The following is a 21,454-nucleotide window of genomic DNA, read 5'->3' as shown; positions in this document are numbered from 1 at the left end:
GTCACCATGGCCACTCCGAACACAATGACGATCTCGCTCCCCGGAGAGGGGGAGCAGCTCTTCAAGGTCGTGGGGCATAAGAGCGTCGGCTCCGCGATTGCAGCAGTCATCGTGCTGCTCGTCGCTGCCGGCGTTGTCGCAGCGTTCATCTTTGCTGACATCGACTACACAGTCACCGCGAAGTATCTCTTCGACCCTCAGATCTTGAGCGGCGTCGTGACGACGCTTGAGCTTACTGTCATCTCGATGCTTGTTGGGCTGGTGCTCGGAGTGGTCACCGCGCTCCTGCGCGAATCAAACAACCGCGTGCTCTCTGGCGCGGCGGGCTTTTACACCTGGCTGTTCCGCGGCACCCCCGTGCTCGTGCAGTTGCTGATCTGGTTCAACATTGCACTCGTCATCCCGACGGTCTCATTCTTTGGGCTCTGGTCCGTGAGCACGAACACGATCATGACGCCGTTTCTCGCCGCGATCCTCGCCCTCGGCATCAACGAAGGCTCGTACATGTCCGAGATTGTCCGGGCTGGCCTGCTCGCAGTTGATAAAGGTCAGGCCGAGGCCGCACTCGCGCTCGGCATGCGCAAGCGTCGCGTGATGCTCTCGGTCGTCTTGCCTCAGGCGCTGAGGGTTATCCTCCCGCCCGCAGGCAACCAGTTGATTGCGATGCTCAAGACGTCCGCGCTCGCGTACACGATTTCGGTCTCCGAACTGCTGAACGGTGCCTTCCGCATCTACACACTGAACTACAAAGTTATCGAGCTGCTGTTCACCGCCTCGATTTGGTACCTGTTTATGACGACCGTGCTGACGTTCCTGCAGAGCTGGCTTGAGCGTCGCATGAACCGCGGCTACGCGGCGCAGGCAGCACCCAGCATGAAGAAACGCTGGCTGAAGAACACCTTTGGAGTAACACGATGAGCATCGAAACTGTGATCCAGGCCGAGGGCGTCAGCAAGCGCTTCGGCGACAACCACGTGCTCAAACACATCAATATGTCGGTCGGCAAAGGGGAGGTTGTTGTGCTTCTCGGGCCGTCGGGCTCTGGCAAATCGACGTTTCTGCGCTGCATCAACAACCTTGAGCGTATCGACGACGGGCTCCTGACAGTTAACGACGAACTCTCTGGCTACCGCCGCGACGGGAACACGCTGTATGAGCTCAGCGAGAAGCAAATCGCGAAGCACCGTGAGCAGGTTGGCATGGTGTTCCAGCGCTTCAACCTGTTTCCGCACAAGACCGTACTTGAGAACATCATGCTGGCCCCACTCAAGGTCAAGCGGGCCGACCGGACTGCGAGCGAGGCACACGCCCGCGAACTTCTCGCCCGGGTCGGGCTTCCCGAAAAGGCTGACGCCTACCCGTCGCAGCTGTCGGGCGGCCAGCAGCAGCGCGTCGCCATCGCCCGCGCGCTCGCGATGCGGCCGAGCATCATGCTGTTTGACGAGCCGACAAGCGCGCTCGATCCTGAGCTCGTTGGCGAGGTACTCGATGTGATGAAGCAGCTTGCCGCCGAAGGCATGACGATGGTTGTCGTGACGCACGAGATGACCTTCGCCCGCGAGGTGGCAGACCGCGTCGTCTTCATGGCAGACGGGTACATCGTCGAGACTGGCGCTCCCGAGGCTGTGTTCGGCAACCCGCAGCATGAGCGCACCAAATCATTCCTTCGCTCCGTGCGCGAGGGCGCTGCTGACGTTTCGCCGGCGAGCGCGCCAGGCGACATCCTCCCACTCGGCGACTGAGCGGGCCCCGCTCACTGTGCGAGGCGCCCGGCGGATTGGGCGCCTCGCGACACCGCCACCGACAGCTTCACCAGAGAACCGAGAATCCAATGCAGACAATCCTCCAAGCCCACGACGCGTTCCTTGCATCCTTTGAGAGCGGCCCGCGCATCCCCGGGGTCGACGGCACGAGCCTCGAACGCTTCGACGTGGTTGACCCTGCGACTGGAGCGGCCTTCACCCAGGTTGCAAATGTCCCGACGGAGCTGGCAGGCCACTGTCTTGAGGTCGCCGGTCGCGGGCTGACAGCCTGGAGCGGCCGAAGCGCCCGTGCACGGTCAAACGTGCTCTTGCGCGCCGCCGAAATCCTTGTTGAGCGCATCGAAACAATCGCAGCCACGATGACCCGTGAAATGGGAAAGCCAATCGACGAGTCTCGCGCGGAGGTGCGCTTCTCAGCGGACTACTTGCGGTGGTACTCGGAGGAGGCCGTACGTTCCTACGGCGGATATCGCGAGGCGCCGGCCGGGGGAGCGCGACTCATAGTCACCCGTCAGCCTGTTGGGATCGCGCTACTCATCACCCCCTGGAACTTCCCGCTCGCAATGGGCGCCCGCAAAGCAGCCGCGGCGCTCGCCGCAGGCTGTTCGGTGATCCTGAAGCCAGCCGAGGCAACCCCGCTGAGCTCGCTGCTGCTCGGAGACGTGCTGCTCGAGGCGGGCGTGCCACCTGAGGCGTTCCAGGTCGTGACAACCTCAGACTCGTCGGGTTGGTCGCGCAAGCTCATGAGCGATGCCCGCTTGAAGAAGGTGTCCTTCACAGGTTCGACCCGCGTCGGCTCGATGCTCATCGAGCAGTCGGCGCAGCACGTGCAGAAGCTGTCGCTTGAGCTTGGCGGCGATGCGCCGTTCCTCGTGTTCAACGACGCAGACCTCGAGCGCGCGGTGAACAGCGCTGTGATGTCGAAGATTCGTAACGGTGGCCAGGCCTGCGTCGCGGCAAACCGATTCCTCGTGCAGGAAGGGATCGCGGGGGAGTTCACCGCCGAGCTCTCGAAGCGACTGAACGCCCTCACCGTCGGCTCGGGGTTCGCAGAAGGCGTCGACCTCGGCCCGCTCATCAGCGGCCAAGCGCGCGAGCAGGTACTTGGGCTCGTTGCTGGAGCGCTCGAGCTCGGGGCAGATGACGCGTGTGCGGCGCCACAGCCCTTGGGCGACGGCTTCTTTATGAACCCAGCAGTGCTCACGAACGTGCCTGAGGCGGCGAAGATCGCCTCGGCAGAGATTTTCGCACCGATCGCAGTTGTCGACACCTTCGGCACCGACGCGGAAGCAATCGTCAAGGCGAACAACACTCCATTCGGGCTCGCCGGTTACGTTTTTTCCCAGGATATCGATCGGGCGTTTGGCGTTGCCCACGCGCTCGAGGTCGGCGTGCTCGGGATCAACAAGGGTCTCGTCGCAGATGCTTCGAGTCCGTTCGGCGGAATTGGCTACTCCGGTTACGGCAAGGAGGGTGGCGTCGAGGGTATGCAGGATTTCCAGACGCTCAAACAATTCAATCTCGACTCGCCCGCGACCACGCTGCTCGGCTAGGCACAACCACGAAAGGGGCCGCTCATGTCGGTCACATACCCGCTCGGGTTTCGCTCTGCGGGCGTTACAGCCGGCATCAAGTCCTCCGGAAAGCCTGATCTCGCTCTTGTCGTGAACGATGGGCCCCAGCCCGGCTGCGCCGTCGTGTTCACGCGGAACCGCGCGCAGGCGCATCCGATTCGGTGGAGCAGAAGTGTGATTGCCGCAGGCGGCACACCCCGCGCGGTGCTCCTCAACTCCGGCGGAGCAAACTGCTTCACCGGCGAATACGGATACGAGACCGTAGAGCTCTCTGCCGCCGCGGTTGCCGCCGAGATATCCGGCATCAATGCCACCGATGTACTTGTGTGTTCGACAGGGCTCATCGGTTCGGGCGGCGAAGAATTCAGGTCGAGTGTGCTCGGCGGTGTGCCGCTCGCGTGTGAAGCTCTCGCGGCCACGGATGAGTCGGCACCGACGGCGATCCTCACCACCGACTCGGTATCCAAGACGGCGACCCACACAGGCGCGGGCTGGCGCATTGGGGCCATGGGCAAAGGCGCAGGTATGCTCGCACCGGGACTCGCGACGATGCTCGTGGTGATTACGACCGATGCCTGTGTCTCGAACGCCGTGCTCGATCGCGCACTGCGCGCTGCAGTCTCTGCGACGTTCAACAGACTTGATTCAGATGGCTGCATGTCGACGAACGATCAGGTCACGGCGTTTGCCTCGGGTGCAAGTGGGGTGTCGCCGAGCGAGGCCGAGTTCTCCGCCGGGCTGCTCGCAGTCTGCGATGACATCGCCGAACAGTTGCAGGTCGATGCGGAGGGGGCGGGCCACAACATTCACATCTTTGTGGAGGGCGCCGAGAGCGAATCAGACGCCGAGGAGGTCGGGCGAGCGCTTGCTCGAAACAACCTCTTCAAAGCGGCGATTGCGGGGGATGATCCCAACTGGGGGCGGGTGCTTGCGGCAATCGGCGTCACGCAGGCGAGCTTCGATCCGTACGTCGTTGATGTGAGCTTCAACGGTGTTCGATTGTGCAGCGCAGGAGGGCCAGACCGGCCAGTCTCGGAGTGCGACCTCTCGCCGAAGCGCACCGAGGTGCTCATAGAGCTTCACGCGGGCGACTCAAGCGCGCGGATTCGCACAAACGATCTCACTGTTGACTACGTGCGCGGGAACAGCGCCTACGCAAGCTAGTGGTTCGTTCGTGACAATGGGGCCAATATTGTACGCATTCCACAGCCGTATTGTGACACTCCTTTGCATAAAAGCCTCAAAGGATTTCCGCGACCCGGCTTCGCGAGAGATAATAGAGGGGAAAGACCAAACATGCGAGGAGGCGTCATGGCGGCAATGAAACCAAGGACCGGAGACGGGCCCATGGAAGCGGTGCGCGAAAGCCGCGTCATCGTGGTGCGTGTTCCCCTTGAAGGCGGTGGCCGTCTGGTGGTGTCAGTCAATGACGAAGAGGCCGCCGAGCTTCGCGATGTACTTGCGGGAGTGCTCGGCGACTAACCGCCGTTCGCACACGCAGAATGAGGGCCCCTCGGGGCCCTCATTTTTTGTGCGCCGAGCTTAAACCTCTCCGTGGTTTCAGTAGTCCGGTTGCTGTCAGTATCTCTGGGATCTGCAGTTGGTATGTGTCAGCGGCGTGGGCCGGGCATTGATTCCGCAGATTCCATGGGTTGTGGCGCTGTGTCCGGCCACCAGGGGCTGCGGCTTCGTCCCGGCTGCCGTCAGTATCTCTGGGATCTGCAGTTGGTATGTGTCTGCGGCGTGGGTCGGGCATTGATTCCGCAGATCCCATGAGTTGTGGCGCCGGGTCAGGCACAGTTAGCAGGGTTCATTGTCTGGGGCCTGCACTCAGAAGTGCACACAACCAGTCAGTGGCACGCAGGGCGTAGGTAACGAACTAGCCGTCGAGGCGCACGACTGTGAGCAAGCCGTCGCCTGTGGGGGCGAGCGACGCAGCGATGGCGTCAGACTCTGCGACAACCGCGAGCAGGTCACGCAGCGCCTGCGTGGACTCATCGCGCGCCGCAGGGTCAGCAACGCGGCCGTGTGCGAGCGCGCTCGGCACAACAATGGCGCCACCGGGGCGGACGATGCCCAGTGCGTGTTCGAAGTAATCAAGGAGCTGGGACTGCTCGGCGTCGAGTAGCACGATGTCGTACGCGGCAAGGTTCAGCCGGGGCATGACGTGGCGCGCGTCTCCCTCGACGAGGCGGGCGCGGGATGCGGGAATGCCTGCCTCCGTGAAGAGCGAACGCGCTTCGCGAAGGTGCTCGGGCTCAATCTCAATCGATGTGAGGATCGCGTCTGGCCGGTGCCGCAGCAGCGACAGCCCGCTCACCCCGACTCCAGTGCCGATCTCGCAAATTGCCTTGGCGCCCGAGAGCACCGCAAGGGCGGAGAGTTCGGCCGAGACGGCGCGCGAGACGGGCTCGATGCCGAGTTCGAGTGATACCCGCCGGGCGCGCACGAGTGTGTCAGTTTCACTGGGATACTGCTCCGTGTACTGCCAGTTGCGCTCGAGCTTGCTCACGTGTTCCTCTGTCCTCCGTCGTTCTGCCTGTTCAGGATAGGGCTGCCCGGCGAGATTTCGGCGCTGGCTCGCCGTTCTCGTTCGTGTTCCGGCTGTGAGAGTTCTGGTGGGGCTGAGGCACGCAGCTGGCAAGTCGAGATTGCCGCCGTGTTCTCGCTACGATATGGGAATGGACAGCCTGAGCTTTTCGAAGATCCTCATCATCTTGGTGATCGCGCTGTTCGTAATTGGCCCGACGCGGCTGCCCGAGTACGCAAAAAAGTTCAGCGACTTTGTTCGCGCTGTGAAGCGGGCGGCAGACGGGGCAAAGGATCGGCTGAAGGACGAGATGGGGCCCGAATTCGAGGATGTCGACTGGAAGCAGCTCGATCCTCGCCAATACGACCCCCGCAGGATCATCCGCGACGCGCTTGTTGAAGACGAACGCGAGGCGCGGCAGGCCGAGCGGCGGGAGCGACTTGACGAGCTCGCTGCCGCCAGGCGTGCGCGCCAGGGGATCTCAGCGGAAGGCCCCGTCACTGTCCGCTTTGATGACGAAGCGACCTGAGCCGAGACTAACGCGGCGTCACTCCGAGTGACCTGCCCGCAAGTCCACGACCCTGCGCCGCGAGCTGCTCGGCAATCGCGATGACTGCGGCGGCGGCCGGGTCCTCGGGGCGTTGCAGCACTGCGGGCAAGCCGGTGTCGCCGCCCTCGCGGAAGTCCGGGCTGAGCGGCACGCTTCCGAGCAGCTTGACTGGCTGCTGGCCCGCAGCGCTCTCAGAGGTGTTGAGCCTGTCGACGACCGCCGCCCCGCCGCCGGTGCCGAACAGCTCGAGCACGGTGCCGTCGGGCTGGGCGAGGCCGGACATGTTCTCGATAACGCCGATGACTCGCTGGCCGGTTTGCCTCGCCACGAGCGCGCTGCGTACGGCAACGTCGGCCGCGGCTTCTTGTGGGGTCGTCACGACGAGTACTTCGGCTTGCGGTAGGAGCTGACCGACGCTGATCGCGACGTCACCGGTGCCCGGGGGAAGGTCGAGCAGGAGCACGTCGAGGTCGCCAAACCAGACGTCGCGCAGGAACTGTTCGATCGTGCGATGCAACATGGGGCCGCGCCAGGAGACCGCCGTCGATCGCGGGTCGGCGTCTCCGAGGAACATTCCGATGGAGATCACCTTTACCCCGTGCGCTTCGGGCGGCAGGATCATCTCGCCAACGCGGGTTGGCTGCTCGGTGACGCCGTCGCGGCTGAGTCCGAGGATCCCAGGAATCGAGAAGCCGAACACGTCAGCGTCGATGAGTCCGACCGAGAGGCCTTGCCTGGCGAGCGCGACCGCGAGAGATGCGGTTAGCGACGACTTGCCCACGCCGCCCTTCCCGCTTGTGACGGCGATGACTCGGGTGAGTGAGTCCGGCCCGAACTGCACTGGCCGAGCTGGGCCACGAACCGTCTCGACGAATGCCTGTCGCTCGGCGGGATTCATGACGCTCACATCGACTCGTGCGTCGGTGACTCCAGAAGTCCCGAGCGTTGCCTCACGAACGTCTCGCTCAATCCGCTGGGCCGCTGGGCAGCCGGCGATCGTCAGCTTGAGCGGCACGTCTGCGGTGCCGGCCTCGTCGACGCGAAGCTCACCGACCATCCCAAGCTCGGTGATCGGGCGATGAATCTCGGGATCGTTGACGCGGGAGAGCGAGTCCCAGAGACGTTGTTCGACCTCGGTGCGGTTATGCTCACTCACTGCGTGACTCGTTCTCAGTGTCGTCGGCCTCGGGCGTGTGCGGGGTGTCAGGCTCACTCTCGAGCTCGGCGAGCAGTGCGCGAAGCTCTTGCCTGAGAAACTCGCGGTCTGGCAGGTCTTTGATTGACAACCGCAGTGCGACAACCTCTCGGGCGAGGAACTCGGTGTCGGCGAGGTTGCGTTCGGCCTGCTTGCGATCCTGCTCGATTTGCACCCTGTCGCGGTCGTCCTGTCGGTTCTGCGCGAGCAGGATCATCGGAGCCGCGTACGACGCCTGCAGCGACAGAATGAGGGTGAGGGCTGTAAAGCCGAGCGAGGGGGAGTCGAACCGGAGGTGCTCGGGGCCCAACGAGTTCCATGCGAGCCAGAGCACGCAGAACAAGGTGAGCGCAAGGAGAAACCAGGGCGTTCCCATTCCGCGGGCGATGCCTTCGGTCCACCTGCCGAAGCGTTCGTTGCCGTCGATGCGGTTGCCGGCGGGGCCTCGGGCTGCTCGGCCAGTGCGTGGTGCCGCGAGATCAGAGCGGCGCTTAAAGGGGCTCATGCGCGACCCTCCTCGGAGTCCGCGTGGCGCCAGTCGTCAGGCAGGAGGTGATCGAGCACGTCGTCGACGGTGACGACGCCGACAAGCCGATCCTGATCGTCGACGACAGGGAGCGCGACGAGGTCGTAGCTCGCGAGACGACGGGAGACCTCGGCCGCGCTCGCAGTCACGGGCACAGCCTCAATCTCGGCGTCGAGCAGCGCGCTGAGCCGCTCGTGCGGCGGGAACCGAAGCATGCGCTGGAAATGCACCATGCCGAGGTATTCGCCGCTCGGCGTCTCGTACGGTGGGTGGGTCACATAAACCGCGGAGGCCATGGCCGGCGGAATCTCCGCGCGCCGGATCATCGCGAGGCCCTCGGCAACGCTCGCTTCCGCCGCGAGCACGATCGGGGTGGGGCTCATGAGGCCACCAGCCGTATCGAACTCGTACTCGAGAAGCCGTCGCACGTCCTCTGCCTCTTCAGGCTCCATGAGGTCAAGGAGCTCTTCGCCCTGCGCCGCAGGCAGGGCCGAGATGAGGTCTGCAGCATCGTCTGGTTCCATGCGGTCGAGCACGTCAGCGGTGCGCGCCGCAGGGATGAGGGCGAGGATCTCGATCTGGTCCGTCTCGCTCATTTCCTCGAGCGCGTCGGCGACGCGGTCGTCAGCGAGCTCGTCAAGCACGGGCACCATGCGCGCCTTGGGGAGCTCGAGCAGGGTTGCGGCGAGGTCTGCTGGCTTGAGGTCGACGAGCGTCTGAACCAGGAGCTCTGCCGACTGCGGTCCGGTGTCTTCGCTCGGCCGCTCGACCTGCGACCAGTGCACGGTGCGGGCTGGCCCACGGCCGAAGCCTGCACCGGCCTTGGGCAGCCGAACGAAGAGCTCGGAGACGATCCATTCGCCTGCTCTGGTGCGCTCGATGGCCGCGTCTTCGACTGTCGCCCGTGCAGGAGCGCCGCCCTCTGACGCAGCAAGGTCGACACGCATGCCGATCATCTCCGCGATCATGCGCGTTTCGCCTCGCCGCTGCTCGAATCGGCGGATGTTGATGAGCCCGGTCGTGATGACCTGCCCAGACGCGATGGAAGTTACCCGACTGATCGGCACGAACACCCGGCGCTTGCCCGGAATCTCGACGATCAGTCCCACCACTCGCGGCGCCGCTTGAGCGCGGTACACGACGAGGACATCGCGAACTTTGCCGATCTGGTCACCGACGGGATCAAACACGCCCCGACCGGCAAGGCGGCCGACAAACACCCGCGAACTACTCACACCACTACGGTACCGGTCGGCGGGCACTTTCACCTGGAGGAATCGCGAGACACGCCCGTGGGATGCCGCGGAAAGAAAGCACGCGTCTTTGCGATTGCTGTGTCAGAATCGAGCTATGAGCAGCCCCGGTTTCCCCAATTCGCGCGCACCAATCCAGCCCGAGATCCCGAAGGGCGAGATCGTCTCGACCTACGACCGGTACGAGGACGCGAAGCACGCTGTTGACGTGCTTGCTCGAAGCGGCTTCCCCGTGCAGCGGGTGTCGATCCTCGGGAACGATCTACGGAGCGTCGAGCGCGTCACTGGCCGCCTGAGCTACGGCAAGGTGGCCTGGATGGGTGCGCTGTCTGGCGCCTACCTCGGCCTGTTCCTCGGCCTGCTGCTCTTCATCTTCCAGCCAGACAACGCTGGCATCGGGGGAGTATTCCTCTCGGCGATCGTCATCGGCGCGGGATTCGGCATGCTGTTCGGTCTGCTCTCCTATGCCATGAACCGCAACCGCAGAGACTTCTCGTCGATCATGCAGATGGTTGCGACCCGGTACGACCTGGTGACTGAGCCAGAGCTGCTCCACGAGGCGCGCCGCGTGCTCGGAGGCGAGTAGCCGCTAGCTCAACCGCCGAACCTGCGCGCCGCAGCCTGCGCGCTACTCCGCCGCCGGGTAGGGGTGCGCCCGCAACAGCCGCGCCAGGTGGAGCGCGTTCGCGGCAAGCCCCCGATTGGCTGCCGCGACGGGCTCCGGCGTCTCCGTGAGGTCGACGAAGTTCACCTGCTCCATTGCGCGCCCGTTCCAGTACGTGCACGCGTTCGCCGGTACCGAGAACGCCAGGTCGTTCGCGGCCTGCAGCAGATCCGCCACGATGCGGTGTGCGCCATCCTCGTTGCCGACGACGAGCGCGGCGGCGACCTTGCCGGCGAAGAGCGGCCTCCCGTGGTCGTCGCGCGTCGAAATGTCGGCGTTCAGCCGCTCGAGCGCCCGGCGCATGACGCTCGTCATCTGGCCGAGCCACGTCGGCGTCGCGAACACGACGACATCGGCTTCAAGGATGCGCTGTCGGAGCGCCGGCCAGGCGTCGCCGTCTCCGAGATCGTCGGAGATGCCCGGAAGGATTGACAGATCGACGAGGCGGACCGTTTCGACGGTGCTCGTCTCGCTCGGGAACTCCTTGCTGAGCTCTTGTGCGAGCGCCTCGGTGCTGGAAGTCTCGCTGCCGGCCTTGAGCGTGCCGTTGAGGATGAGAATGTGAATCTTTTCGGTCATGATGGCTTCCCTTCGTGAGTCCGACGGCGTGTGTCCACGACGTGTTCTCACGCTACGCATGGGCCCCGAGGCCGACCACCCCCTTGCGGGGAAGCGCGATTCGCGTTACAGCAGGAACGGGCCCCCGAATCCTCTCAGGACCCGGGGGCCCGTTCTCGGTACTCGACGGAGGTGCTAGGCCGTGCGCGCGCCCTGCACCCACGCCTCGACGTCGTCAGCCGTGCGCGGGATGTTCGCCGAAAGGTTCACGCAGCCGTCCTCGGTGACAACGATGTCGTCCTCGATACGGATGCCGATCCCACGGAGCTCCTCTGGCACGGTGAGGTCATCAGGCTGGAAGTACAGGCCAGGCTCGATCGTGAAGACCATGCCTGGCTCGAGCACGCCGTCGAGGTACATCTCTCGCTTTGCCTGTGCGCAGTCGTGCACGTCGAGACCGAGGTGGTGGCTTGTGCCGTGCACCATGTAGCGGCGGTGGTATGGCGTGCCGTCAGCCTCGGGGAGGAGACCCCACTCGCGGGTGACACGCTCAATGACAGCCATCGCCGCGTCGTGCACGTCGCCGAAACGGATGCCAGGCTTCACGATCGCCCGTGCGGCGTCGGCAGCCTCGAGGACTGCCTCGTAGACGCGCCGCTGCGGCTCGGTGAAGGTACCCGAGATCGGGATAGTGCGGGTGATGTCTGCCGTGTACAGGCTGTCGAGTTCGACGCCGGCGTCAAGGAGGAGCAGGTCGCCCTCGCGCACGGCGCCGTCGTTGCGGATCCAGTGCAGCGTGCACGCGTGCGCGCCCGCCGCTGCGATCGTCTCGTACCCGACCTCGTTGCCGTCGAGGCGCGCACGATGGTTGAACACGCCCTCGATGACGCGTTCGCCGCGGGGATGCGCGCTTGCGTCGCCGAGTGCCGCGAGGACCTCGTTGAAGCCGCGCTGCGTCGAGTCGACGGCGGCCTGCATCTCGGCGAGCTCGTACGAGTCCTTCACGAGGCGCAGTTCGCTCGTCGCGCGGCCGAGCTCGGCGTCGTCGAGAGTGACGTCGCCGTCGGCTGCCTGGAACTCCGCGAGGTGTGCGGTCTGCACGCCGAGCAGCGCTGCGACCTGCGCGAGTGACGGGCGCGGCCCGATCCAGAACTCGCCGATCTCTGGGTTCGCGAAGAACTCATCTGAGTCGCGGCCAGCGCGCTCCTGGAAGTAGAGGGTGGTCTCGCCCGACGCGTCGATCACGAGGATCGCACCAGGCTCAGACTCCGAACCCCACCCGGTGAGGTGCGCGAATGCACTGTGCGGGCGGTACGGGTAGAAGGTGTCGTTCGAGCGCTGCTTGAGGGCGCCGGCCGCGATGACGAGGCGCTTGCCGGGGAACTCGGCGGCGAGGGCCTTGCGGCGATCCGCCGCGAACTTCGCGACTGCAAGCTCGGCGGGGAGCTCGTCGACGCGGTCGGCCCAGCTCGACGAGATGTAGTTGAGGAACGTTTCCGACTGGGGCGTCGTGCTCCGGTTGCTGTTGTCGATCTCCGCCTCGTGCGTGGCGGTCGTATTCTCGGTCATCCTCCCATCCTCCCACTTCCAGCTGGGTGCGTGCGCATCGAATCGAGGCGTACGGTTGGGACGAGGGCCCTGGCATCCGGCCGGGCGGTTCCCGCGTGGAAAGGACCACACACATGGCACAGTACGAAGTCGCCGATCGCTCGGCGATTGTTACCGGAGCAGGATCAGGGATCGGCCGCGCCGTCGCGCTGCTGCTCGCCGCGAACGGCGCGAAGGTCGTCGTGCAGGATCTCGATGCGACCGCCGCCGAGGCCGTTGTCGCCGAGATCACTGGTGCGGGCGGCGAGGCCGTCGCTGTTGTCGGCGATGCCGGCGCCGTCGACGTGATCGACGAGACCGTGCGCGCGGCGGAGGCGCTCGCCCCGTTGAAGATCGGCGTGAACAATGCGGGCATCGGTGGCGCGGTGGGCCCGACGTCGACCTACAGCGACGCCGACTGGCAGCGCGTGATCGACATCAACCTGTCAGCGGTGTTCCGCGGCACGCGCGCGCAGGTCGCGCACATGGCGCAGCACGGCGGCGGGGCAGTCGTGAACATCGCCTCGATCCTCGGCAGCGTCGGCAGTGCTGGATCGCCGGCGTACGTCGCGAGCAAGCACGCAGTTGTCGGGCTCACGAAGACCGCGGCGCTTGAGAACGCGGCGCTGGGCGTCCGCGTGAACTCGGTCGGACCGGGCTACGTCGATACCCCGCTGTTGAAGAACGCCGACGCCGACGCCCGCGCGGCGCTCATCGCGAAGCATCCGATGGGCAGGCTCGGCCGCGCAGAGGAGATCGCGCACATGGTCGCGTTCCTCGCGAGCGACGCTGCCTCGTTCGTGACTGGCAGTTACCACCTCGTCGACGGCGGCTACACGGCGCCGTAACGGGATCTGGATCCGGCGCGGGAACGACTGGGGCCGCGCCGGATCTCCCGTCCGCCCTCCGGGGCGGGTCGTGCTCGCCGTTCCGAGGGCGCGGCCGCAGGTCATTTCTGGCGCCGAGGTAGCGCGTGGCCGCCCTCCGTTCGCTGACCTCGCCCCAGACTCGTAGACTGAGGGAATGGACTGGTAGCGCGGGCTACGACCTGCACACGCACTCCCTCATCTCCGACGGCACAACGAGGCCCGCTGAGATCGCCGCCGAGGCCGCTGCCCTCGGGCTCGCAGGGTTCTCGCTCACCGACCACGACACGATTGACGGGTGGGACGAAGCGCGCGCGGCAGCAACCGCTGCCGGAATCGACTTCCTGCCAGGCATCGAGGTCACCACGAAGTATGAGTGGAAGTCGCGCCACCTGCTCGGGTACGGCATCGACCCGGCTGCGGGGGAGCTCTTCGCAGCCCTCGCCACGGTGCGAGAAGCGAGGCTCGGCCGGGCGCGAGAGATGGTCGAGCTTATCGCCAATGGACTACAGGCTCACCTGGGACGACGTCCTCGGCGAGTTCGAAGCGACGACAGTTGGTCGCCCGCACATCGCCGACGCCCTCGTCGCCGCAGGCTATTTTGTCGACCGCCGCGCGGCGTTCGCTGACGTGCTCCACCCCCGCTCGAAGTATTACGTGCCGACGTACGCGCTCGACACGCTTGACGCGATCAGGCTCGTACGCTCGGCGGGCGGTTTTTCCGGTGCTCGCGCATCCCGTCGCCGAGCGGCAGCGCACGCCGACACCTCCCGACGCGGTGCGGGCAATTCGAGCGCGCAGGCCTCAAGGGGATCGAACTCAAACCACCCCGAGAACCGGGAGGACTGGCTCCCGCCGCTGCGGGAAGCCGCCGACGAACTCGGGCTCACCGTCACCGGGGGCGAGTGACTACCACGGCACCGGCAAACCGAACCGCCTCGGGGAGCGTACGACCCCTGCCGAGACTGTTGAGCTCATCCGCGCCGTTGTGCATACGCCGCGTTAGCGGATAAGGATCAGGATCGGGCTCCCGCCTGCTGGGGCCCTCGCAGTCCAGCTAGCCCGCCAAGAACTCCCGCACCCGCGCGTTGAACGCGTCGGGCTCCGTCAGAAAGCCCGCGTGCACTGGATCGTTTGCGAACTCGGCGTGCGGGAGGTTCGCGTTCACCCACCGGCGCGCGTCGTCGGCCCAGGCATCCTGCGCGAGAAACAGCAGCGGCTTGCCTGAACTGTCAAACGCGGCAGCTGGGGCCGACAGGTCGGTTGCGAGCCCCTCGACGCCGGTGATGATCGCGATGTGCTCGGCGTCCGGGCGCCGTCGGCGATGAGCTTCCCGACAGCGGGCTCGGCCGCTGCATCTTCCGCCGCGACGCCAAGCGCGTCTGCCGCGATGTACTCAAGGAAGCCCTGACGATCTGTTGAGAGGAACTTCACGTAGGCAGGGAGCCCGTCGTGGTTGAGCGCGGCCTCGCCCCACTCGGCGGCATTCGCGGGGTCGAAGGGGACGCGCGGCGGCTCGTCAATGAGGATGAGTCGAGCGACGCGGTCGTTCACCCCGTCGACCTCGAGCGCCGAGAGCACGTCGAGTACGCCGAACGACCAGCCCGCGAGGGTGACGCCCCTGAGATCTAGTGCTGTGAGCAGGGCGGCGAGGTCACGGCCGCGCTGCGGGAAGCTGTTGCCCGTGAGCGGCTTACTCGACTCACCGTGCCCTCGCGGGTCGACAGCGATGACCTCGTGGGCGCCTGCGAGCCCAGTGAGCTGGTGCACGAACACCTCGGCTGAGAAGTTCCACCCGGGGACGAAGACGACTGGCGAACCTGAGCCGGCCCGGAGTACGCGCAGCTCGACCTCGGGCGCAACCTTGACGCGGTCGACTGAAACGGTATCGGGCAGGGCGGGAAAATCAATGCTCATGCCCGCAAGCGTAAACGTTGCGGGCATGAGCACCAATGGATGTTTCGAACCGTGACGTCTCAGCCGTCGGGCGGACTACGCGGCGGGAGCCTCCGCGGGAGCCGAAGCGCCGCTGTCGGCTGCCTGCGTCCCCTCGGTCCGCGCACCCTCTGTGGAGGCGCCGGCCCCGTTGCCGCGGCCACGACCGCCCCGACGGCGGCGGCGACGCGGTGCGCCCTCCCCGTCAGTGCCGGTGCTCTCGGGCGCCGGGGCGCCGGGCTCGCTGCCGCCGTCGGCGTCATGACCGTGCTGCTCGTGACCGTGCGACTCGTGTCGGCCTGGACCCTGCGGGTTCGCGCTGCGTGTGCGGCGGCGTGTTCGCTTAGAGCCGCCCTCGCCTGCGGCGTCCGACTCCGAGCGCGATCCTGATCCTGATCCCGCCGAACGAGCACCCGACGTGCGCGAGCGGGTGCGCTCGCCGCGGGGAGCGGTCTCCTTCACGGGCGTCGCCTTGAGGCGACCCTTCGAGCCCTCGGGAATGTTCAGGTCAGTGAACAGGTGCGGCGAGGACGAGTAGGTCTCGACGGGCTCGGCGATGCCGAACTCGAGCGCCTTGTTGATGAGCGCCCACTTGTGCATGTCGTCCCAGTCGACAAACGTCACGGCGATGCCTGTGCGGCCCGCGCGGCCTGTGCGCCCGACGCGGTGCAGGTACGCCTTCTCGTCGTCGGGTACCGTGTGGTTGATGACGTGTGTCACGTCGTCAACATCGATGCCGCGAGCCGCGACCTCGGTCGCGATGAGCACATCCTTCTTGCCCGACTTGAACGCGGCCATCGCGCGCTCGCGCTGATCCTGATTGAGGTCGCCGTGCACGGCTGCGGCGCTGAAGCCGCGGTCCGTGAGCTCCTCCTGCAGGCGGGCAGCCGCGCGCTTCGTGCGCATGAAGATGACAGTCTTGCCGCGGTCCTCCGCCTGCAGGATGCGGCCGATGACCTCATCCTTGTCGAGCGAGTGCGCGCGGTAGATGATGTGTTGAATGTTCGCCTGCGCTGCGCCCTCGTCGGGGTCAGTCGCGCGGATGTGGATCGGGTTCGACATGAAGCGGCGCGCGAGCGACACGATGATGCCTGGCATGGTCGCCGGAGAACAGCATTGTGTGGCGGTTCGCCGGAGTCTTCGAGAACAGCTTCTCGATGTCGGCGAGGAAGCCGAGGTCGAGCATCTTGTCTGCCTCATCGGAGCACCATCTCGCGGACCTTGCCGAGATCGAGCACGCGCTGGCTCGCGAGGTCGAGGAGGCGGGCCGGGGTACCGACAACGACCTGGGCGCCCGCCTTCAGCTGCTCGATCTGCCCCTCGTACGCCTTGCCGCCGTAGATCGGCACGACAGTAGTCGCACGGTTCTTCGTGGCGAGCTCGAGGTCCTCGAAGACCTGCATCGCGAGCTCGCGAGTCGGCACGACGACGAGCGCCTGCACTCCGGGCTCTGGGTTCGCGCCGAGCCGCTGCAGCAGCGGGAGGGCCGAAGCCGAAGGTCTTGCCCGTTCCAGTCTTCGCCTGGCCGATGATGTCCTGGCCAGTGATGGCGAGGGGAATCGTCTGCTCCTGAATGGGGAAGGCCTGCGAGATGCCCTTTTCGGTGAGCGCATCGACAATGTCTTGGTCGATTCCGAGTTCTACAAATGTGGTCACGCCTGTGTCCTGTTCTGTGTTCGATTGTGCATTGCTGCGCGTGAGACAGGGCGCAGCCTCCGACACTCCAGCGGCGACGGAGAAAAATACGTGTCCCATCAGTCTATGGGGCAATGCGACATCTGCGTGATTCAGACTGTGCTATTTCTATGCACGGTATTCCCGCGTCGCTCCGTAGCGGAGGTAAGCTAGGCACCGTGTTTGACTGGATCCGGGGATTGCGCAAGAAGCAGGCGCCCTCTAAGACGGCGCTCTCGCACGCAAGCGAATCGGCAGCCGAGCGCGTCGACCTTGCCGAGTTTGCGCCCGGAATCATGCCCTTTCTTGGCCTCACCGCCTACCTGCAGCTCGAGCTGTACGAAGCAGCGACCCGCGGCGTCTCAGGCGCCGCGACACTCGAAGCGAAAGAAACGCTTGCGAGGGTTGCGGGGGAGACGCTGTCGAAACAGCAGCGTCTCGCCGACGAGATTCGCCGCCGCGGTTCCGAGCCCCACGTCGTCATGCGCCCCTTCACGAAGGTCATCGACGACTATGTTGAGCGCATCGACACCGACGACTGGCATCAGCACGTGCTGTCGCTGTACCTCGTCGGCGGTCTATTTGATGACTTTTTCGCGAGCCTCGCGACTGGTCTCAAAGACTCCTACCGCACCGAGGCGATCGCCGTGCTCACGGGCGGCGAGGGCCGCGCGGCGCTGAAAGGCTTGCTTGAGCAGGCGCTCGAAGACGACCCGAAGCTGTCAAGCTGGCTCGCGCTCTGGGGACGACGACTCGTCGGTGACACCCTCCTCGTATCGCGTGCCGTGCTGAACCTCAGCGAGAAGCGCGAGTTCGTCGAGAGCGAGGTGGAGCCCGTGTTCACCGAGCTCATCGCCGACCACATTCGCCGCATGGACGGGCTCGGCCTCACCGCCTAGCCCATGGTGCTGCCAGTGCAAGACCTCGCCGCGCCGCCCCACTGCCGCTACTTCGAGGCTGGGGTGTGTCGTTCGTGCACCTTCATCGAAACCCCGATTGACGCCCAGCTGCGCACGAAACAGGAGCGCTGCGCCGAGCTGCTTCCCGCGGTTCCCGCTGCCGCCTGGCTCGCACCCGTCTCTGGCGGGGTCGCGGGCTTCCGCAACCGCGCGAAGCTCGCCGTAGGTGGGGTCTCAGGCGCCGTGACCCTCGGGATCCTCGACCGCGGCGGCGCCGGCGTTGACCTCACTGAGTGTCTGATTCACGAGCCCGACATTCAGGCTGTGATCCCTTTCCTCGCCGACTTCGTGAACGCCTCGGGCATCGAGCCGTACTCGGTGCCGCGTCGGCGAGGAGAGCTGAAGTACGTGCACGTCACGGTGAGCCCCGCTGGTGAGCTGATGGTTCGTTTCGTCGTGCGAAGTGAGCACGGCCTCGGGGTGATTCGCTCCCGCGTTGACTGGCTGCGAGAGCTGCTGCCCCAGGCAGCGGTGATCTCAGTCAACCTGTTGCCCGAGCACAAGGCCGTGCTTGAGGGGGAGCGGGAGGAGCCGCTCGTCGGCTCCGCGCTCGCAATGGAGCTTGGCGAGGGGCTGACGCCCGTGACGCTGTACCTCCGGCCGCAAAGCTTCTTTCAGACGAACACTCGCGTCGCGCTCGCACTGTACGAGCAGGCAGCTGCATGGGTCGATGCGATCGAGCCCGCGTCGCTCTGGGACCTGTACTGCGGTGTCGGCGGCTTCACCTTGTTCACGGCGCGCTCAGCGTCGGGCACCCGGCGTGACGTGCTCGGCGTCGAACTCAGCGAGCAGGCGATTCGCTCTGCCGAGCGCAGCGCGACCGAAGCCGGCATCCCCGCCACGTTCCTCGCCGGTGACGCGACCGAATTCGCGCTCGCCGCAGACCCCGCAGAGTTGCCCGAGCTCGTCGTGGTGAACCCGCCCCGCCGCGGGATCGGTGACACCCTTGCCGACTGGCTCGAAAGGTCTGGGATCCCGGGCGTTATCTACTCGAGCTGCAACCCGGAAACTCTCGCGAAAGACCTCGAGCGCATGCAGTCATACGCAGTGCGCGAGGCGCGCCTGTTCGACATGTTCCCGCACACAGGCCACCTTGAAGTCGCGGTGCTGCTCGAGCGCCGCCCGTAGGTCCCCTGGGCGCCTGCCCGCCCTGGGCCCGCTCGGCCCCTGCCCGCCCTGGGCCCGCCCCGCGCTGGCTCGGCCCAGCCCCAGCCCCAGCCCCTCGACAGAGTAGGTTTCTCGCGAGACGACCCGTTATCTGCGCGTGGATAGGGATCCTCTTGCGGGGAACCTACTCTTTGGTGGGTCTGACGTATAGCCAGGAGTGCCCGCTCGGTGTGCCCGGCACATCTTTCTGGTGAGCGCACACCCAACCACCGCGCAGCTTTGTGTGTGCAGGAGGGAACGATGTGCGCAACGGGTCTCGGCGGCGCGCCGAGTGGTTACGCTGTCGCGAACTCTGGGGTGCCCCAGCTGCCCGGCTCGGTGAATGGCGCCCAGCGGAGATCCACGAGAGCACCAGCGTCCCCAGCACCAGTGTCCCCAGCCCCCCGGGAACCAACACCACCGCGATCAACACCCGGCGACACCTCAGCGATGCACGCCAGCAGGGATAGCGTCGGGTAACCGAGCGGCCGGTTGTCGCGCACGATCGCCTCATCGTCGCTCGGTGACAGCTCTGCTGTGCGGGCGAGCAGCCCAAGCCACAACTCGCGCCACTCGGCCTCGGGGGCCCCTGCCAGAGCCCGGAACTCCGGCAGCCAGCGAGCGATCCGCTCGGAGCGGGGATCGTCAACGTCATGGTGCGCGAGCATATGTATGCCGGGGGTGAGGCGATTGCGTCGCAGCGTGAGGCCGTCCCACGCCGACACGAACGATGCCGACCCGGCGACCTCGACGAGTGAGAACGGGGCGGCGGTTGGCGGGTCGACGAGCGCGCCGCCGGCGACCGAGTCAAGTACGAGGCCGCCCCGCGAGGTGAAGCCGCCTGCTGGCTCTGCCATCTCTGCAGCGCGGTTGACCATCACGGCGAGCCTGCCCCGGTCGGGCGCGACAGCGAGCCACGCGCCGTTGGCCCGGCGGTCGCGCACACCGAGTGTCCCGGGGTGTTTGGCTGGCCACCATTCGCCTGGGGGATCCCACGGGCGGTTCGGATCCTCATCACGCACGGCAAGCACCCTCGTCGGCGCGGACTCGTCTGCGGGGACCTCGATCACGACGGTACACATGTTCTCGAGTGTAGTGGCGCCTCGCAGCTGCACGCTGGCAGCGAGGTCCCGCGGACGAGCGACGCAGCGTCTCTGCGGAAACCGAGCAATCAGTGCAAGTATTGAGGCGTGAACATTGTGCTTGGAGTCAGCGGCGGGATCGCCGCGTACAAGGCCGTCGCCCTCGCCCGGCTACTCGTCGAAGCTGGCCACGAGGTGCATGTCGTGCCGACGGTGGACGCGCTGCGCTTTGTCGGCCAGCCCACCTGGGAAGCGATCAGCAGGAACCCAGTGACGACGTCAGTCCACGAAGACGTCCCCGAGGTGCGGCACGTCGCGCTCGGGCAGAACGCCGACCTCATTGTTGTCGCGCCTGCAACCGCGAACACGCTGGCACGAATGACGGCGGGCCTCGCCGACGACCTGCTGGGAACTACGCTGCTCGCGACGCGGGCACCGGTTGTCGTTGCGCCCGCGATGCACACGGAGATGTGGCAGCACCCAGCCACGCAAGACAACGTTGCGATTCTGCGGGCACGCGGTGTTTCCTTCGTCGGTCCTGAGAACGGCAGACTCACTGGCAACGACAGCGGCCCCGGCCGTATGAGCGAGCCCGCCGACATTTTCGAACACGTCCAGCGGCTGCTCGGCGACGGCGGGGCGGGCGAGCTGGCGTCGCCCGCCGACGAGCCTGCCGCGGTGCCTGAGCCCACAGATCAGGATCGCGTGAGCCCACCCGCGCCTCCGAGCTGGGCAGCACAGGTGACTGAGGCGATGCCTGCGGTAGAGCGTGACGACGAGCGGACAGCAACGGGTGCCGTGGACTCTGTCGCTCGGGAGCGCGGTGACCTTGCCGGGGTGCGGGTCCTCGTAACAGCAGGAGGCACACGCGAACCGATCGACCCAGTGCGCTATCTCGGCAACCGGTCGAGCGGCAAGCAGGGGATAGCTATTGCTGCAGCGGCGGCCGATCGGGGTGCTGAAGTTGTGCTGCTCGCCGCGAACATCGACACGAGCGTGCTCGCCGAGGTCGCGAGCGACCCCGCGGTTCGCGTCGTACCAGTTGGCACAACGGCTGAGCTCGATTCGACCGCGCACGCCGCAGCGAAGGGAGCACGCGTCGTGATCATGGCGGCGGCGGTCGCCGACTATCGGGTCGCCGACATCGCCGATCACAAGATTCGCAAAGAGGACTCGGGTGGTGGCGCGCCAACGCTCGCGCTTGTCGAGAACCCTGACATTCTCGTGAGCCTGGTGCGCGAGCGCCAGGGCGATCAGGTTATCGTCGGGTTCGCCGCCGAGACCGTCGAAAGCGAAGACGAATTGCTCGAGCGCGGGCGGCGCAAGCTCGCGCGGAAGGGCGTCGACCTGCTCGCCGTGAACGCCGTCGGCTGGAAAGAGGGCTTCGAAGCCGAGGAGAACGACGTCCGGGTGCTTGACATGGACGGCGATGTCGTTGCCGCTATCGCTGGCTCGAAGCGAGAGGTTGCGGATGCGCTGCTCGACGCGGTTCGCGATGAACTCGACTTCGCCGAGAGCCCGCTGGTGAACTAGCAGGCTCACGACCATGCCGGTCGGGCGTGTGTGAGCCCCGACCGGCATGGTCATCCGCC

At 66.0% G+C, this 21,454-nt stretch carries 20 protein-coding genes and 2 pseudogenes; 13 read left to right on the top strand and 9 right to left on the bottom strand.

Annotated features, from left to right (window positions below; translation table 11 throughout):
- Window positions 1-6: 6 nt before the first annotated feature.
- The 5 genes from KI794_RS10545 (at window position 7) to KI794_RS10525 (ending at window position 4,819) form a co-directional block, all read left to right on the top strand.
- Complete coding sequence (locus KI794_RS10545) at window positions 7-918, top strand: amino acid ABC transporter permease (protein ID WP_119284209.1); 912 nt, start codon at window positions 7-9, stop codon at window positions 916-918.
- Entirely contained in the window at window positions 915-1,742 is an 828-nt protein-coding gene (locus tag KI794_RS10540; RefSeq protein ID WP_304941390.1) for an amino acid ABC transporter ATP-binding protein, read from the top strand. The genes KI794_RS10545 and KI794_RS10540 overlap by 4 nt, the downstream gene beginning before the upstream one ends.
- Window positions 1,743-1,831: 89 nt before the next feature.
- On the top strand, window positions 1,832-3,316 hold the full coding sequence (locus KI794_RS10535; RefSeq protein WP_255808061.1) for an NAD-dependent succinate-semialdehyde dehydrogenase: 1,485 nt from the start codon (window positions 1,832-1,834) through the stop codon (window positions 3,314-3,316).
- Between the two features lie 24 nt (window positions 3,317-3,340).
- Window positions 3,341-4,501, top strand: a complete 1,161-nt coding sequence (argJ, locus tag KI794_RS10530; RefSeq protein WP_255808060.1) for a bifunctional glutamate N-acetyltransferase/amino-acid acetyltransferase ArgJ — start codon at window positions 3,341-3,343, stop codon at window positions 4,499-4,501.
- 147 nt (window positions 4,502-4,648) lie between these two features.
- Window positions 4,649-4,819, top strand: a complete 171-nt coding sequence (locus KI794_RS10525; protein WP_083506522.1) for a DUF3117 domain-containing protein — start codon at window positions 4,649-4,651, stop codon at window positions 4,817-4,819.
- Between the two features lie 397 nt (window positions 4,820-5,216).
- Here the strand turns inward: KI794_RS10525 and KI794_RS10520 are convergent, their stop codons facing one another.
- Window positions 5,217-5,849 (bottom strand): O-methyltransferase, encoded by a 633-nt coding sequence (locus KI794_RS10520; RefSeq protein ID WP_255808059.1) that lies wholly within the window; start codon window positions 5,847-5,849, stop codon window positions 5,217-5,219.
- A 169-nt stretch (window positions 5,850-6,018) separates the two neighbouring features.
- On the opposite strand from KI794_RS10520, the gene KI794_RS10515 reads away from it, so the two are divergent.
- Window positions 6,019-6,396 (top strand): twin-arginine translocase TatA/TatE family subunit, encoded by a 378-nt coding sequence (locus KI794_RS10515; protein ID WP_119284204.1) that lies wholly within the window; start codon window positions 6,019-6,021, stop codon window positions 6,394-6,396.
- Between the two features lie 7 nt (window positions 6,397-6,403).
- Here the strand turns inward: KI794_RS10515 and KI794_RS10510 are convergent, their stop codons facing one another.
- The 3 genes from KI794_RS10510 to KI794_RS10500 are packed head-to-tail and all read right to left on the bottom strand — an operon-like array spanning window position 6,404 to window position 9,373.
- On the bottom strand, window positions 6,404-7,573 hold the full coding sequence (locus KI794_RS10510; protein WP_255808058.1) for an Mrp/NBP35 family ATP-binding protein: 1,170 nt from the start codon (window positions 7,571-7,573) through the stop codon (window positions 6,404-6,406).
- Window positions 7,566-8,117 carry a DUF1003 domain-containing protein gene (locus KI794_RS10505; RefSeq protein WP_119284203.1) on the bottom strand — a complete coding sequence of 184 codons (552 nt, stop codon included), beginning with the start codon at window positions 8,115-8,117 and terminating at the stop codon, window positions 7,566-7,568. Before KI794_RS10505 ends, KI794_RS10510 begins: the two co-directional genes overlap by 8 nt.
- Window positions 8,114-9,373, bottom strand: coding sequence for a magnesium transporter MgtE N-terminal domain-containing protein (locus tag KI794_RS10500; protein WP_255808057.1), 1,260 nt, complete (start codon window positions 9,371-9,373; stop codon window positions 8,114-8,116). Before KI794_RS10500 ends, KI794_RS10505 begins: the two co-directional genes overlap by 4 nt.
- A gap of 115 nt (window positions 9,374-9,488) precedes the next feature.
- Here KI794_RS10500 and KI794_RS10495 point away from each other — a divergent pair, with 115 nt between their 5' ends.
- Window positions 9,489-9,977 (top strand): general stress protein, encoded by a 489-nt coding sequence (locus KI794_RS10495; RefSeq protein WP_119284201.1) that lies wholly within the window; start codon window positions 9,489-9,491, stop codon window positions 9,975-9,977.
- Between the two features lie 42 nt (window positions 9,978-10,019).
- On the opposite strand, the gene KI794_RS10490 is transcribed toward KI794_RS10495, so the two are convergent.
- Window positions 10,020-10,634, bottom strand: a complete 615-nt coding sequence (locus tag KI794_RS10490; RefSeq protein ID WP_255808056.1) for a flavodoxin family protein — start codon at window positions 10,632-10,634, stop codon at window positions 10,020-10,022.
- 174 nt (window positions 10,635-10,808) lie between these two features.
- Window positions 10,809-12,182: an aminopeptidase P family protein gene (locus KI794_RS10485; RefSeq protein WP_255808055.1), complete on the bottom strand. Its 1,374-nt coding sequence runs from the start codon at window positions 12,180-12,182 to the stop codon at window positions 10,809-10,811.
- 113 nt (window positions 12,183-12,295) lie between these two features.
- Here KI794_RS10485 and KI794_RS10480 point away from each other — a divergent pair, with 113 nt between their 5' ends.
- The 3 genes and pseudogenes from KI794_RS10480 to KI794_RS10470 all read left to right on the top strand — a co-directional run bounded on the left by KI794_RS10480 (window position 12,296) and on the right by KI794_RS10470 (window position 13,975).
- Entirely contained in the window at window positions 12,296-13,048 is a 753-nt protein-coding gene (locus KI794_RS10480; protein WP_255808054.1) for an SDR family NAD(P)-dependent oxidoreductase, read from the top strand.
- 125 nt (window positions 13,049-13,173) lie between these two features.
- Window positions 13,174-13,389, top strand: a pseudogene (locus KI794_RS10475) (PHP domain-containing protein); the annotation flags it as partial.
- Between the two features lie 178 nt (window positions 13,390-13,567).
- Entirely contained in the window at window positions 13,568-13,975 is a 408-nt protein-coding gene (locus KI794_RS10470; RefSeq protein ID WP_255809805.1) for a hypothetical protein, read from the top strand.
- 255 nt (window positions 13,976-14,230) lie between these two features.
- Here the strand turns inward: KI794_RS10470 and KI794_RS10465 are convergent, their stop codons facing one another.
- A complete protein-coding gene (locus KI794_RS10465; RefSeq protein WP_255808053.1) occupies window positions 14,231-14,983 on the bottom strand; it encodes an alpha/beta fold hydrolase in 753 nt (250 codons plus the stop codon).
- Window positions 14,984-15,058: 75 nt separating this feature from the next.
- Window positions 15,059-16,657 (bottom strand): annotated as a pseudogene (locus KI794_RS10460) (DEAD/DEAH box helicase).
- A 197-nt stretch (window positions 16,658-16,854) separates the two neighbouring features.
- Between KI794_RS10460 and KI794_RS10455 the strand changes: the two are divergent.
- The gene (locus tag KI794_RS10455) at window positions 16,855-17,574 is read left to right on the top strand and encodes a ferritin-like fold-containing protein (RefSeq protein ID WP_119284194.1); all 720 of its coding nucleotides are present in this window, start codon (window positions 16,855-16,857) and stop codon (window positions 17,572-17,574) included.
- A gap of 15 nt (window positions 17,575-17,589) precedes the next feature.
- Complete coding sequence (locus KI794_RS10450) at window positions 17,590-18,762, top strand: methyltransferase domain-containing protein (RefSeq protein WP_255808052.1); 1,173 nt, start codon at window positions 17,590-17,592, stop codon at window positions 18,760-18,762.
- 314 nt (window positions 18,763-19,076) lie between these two features.
- On the opposite strand, the gene KI794_RS10445 is transcribed toward KI794_RS10450, so the two are convergent.
- Window positions 19,077-19,862 carry an NRDE family protein gene (locus KI794_RS10445; protein ID WP_255808051.1) on the bottom strand — a complete coding sequence of 262 codons (786 nt, stop codon included), beginning with the start codon at window positions 19,860-19,862 and terminating at the stop codon, window positions 19,077-19,079.
- 108 nt (window positions 19,863-19,970) lie between these two features.
- Here KI794_RS10445 and KI794_RS10440 point away from each other — a divergent pair, with 108 nt between their 5' ends.
- On the top strand, window positions 19,971-21,395 hold the full coding sequence (locus KI794_RS10440) for a bifunctional phosphopantothenoylcysteine decarboxylase/phosphopantothenate synthase (RefSeq protein ID WP_255808050.1): 1,425 nt from the start codon (window positions 19,971-19,973) through the stop codon (window positions 21,393-21,395).
- Window positions 21,396-21,454 lie beyond the last annotated feature (59 nt).

It is taken from the genome of Leucobacter aridicollis (genome assembly GCF_024399335.1).
GTDB classification, from domain to species: domain Bacteria; phylum Actinomycetota; class Actinomycetes; order Actinomycetales; family Microbacteriaceae; genus Leucobacter; species Leucobacter aridicollis_A.
This window is presented reverse-complemented; position numbering and strand designations above follow the sequence as displayed.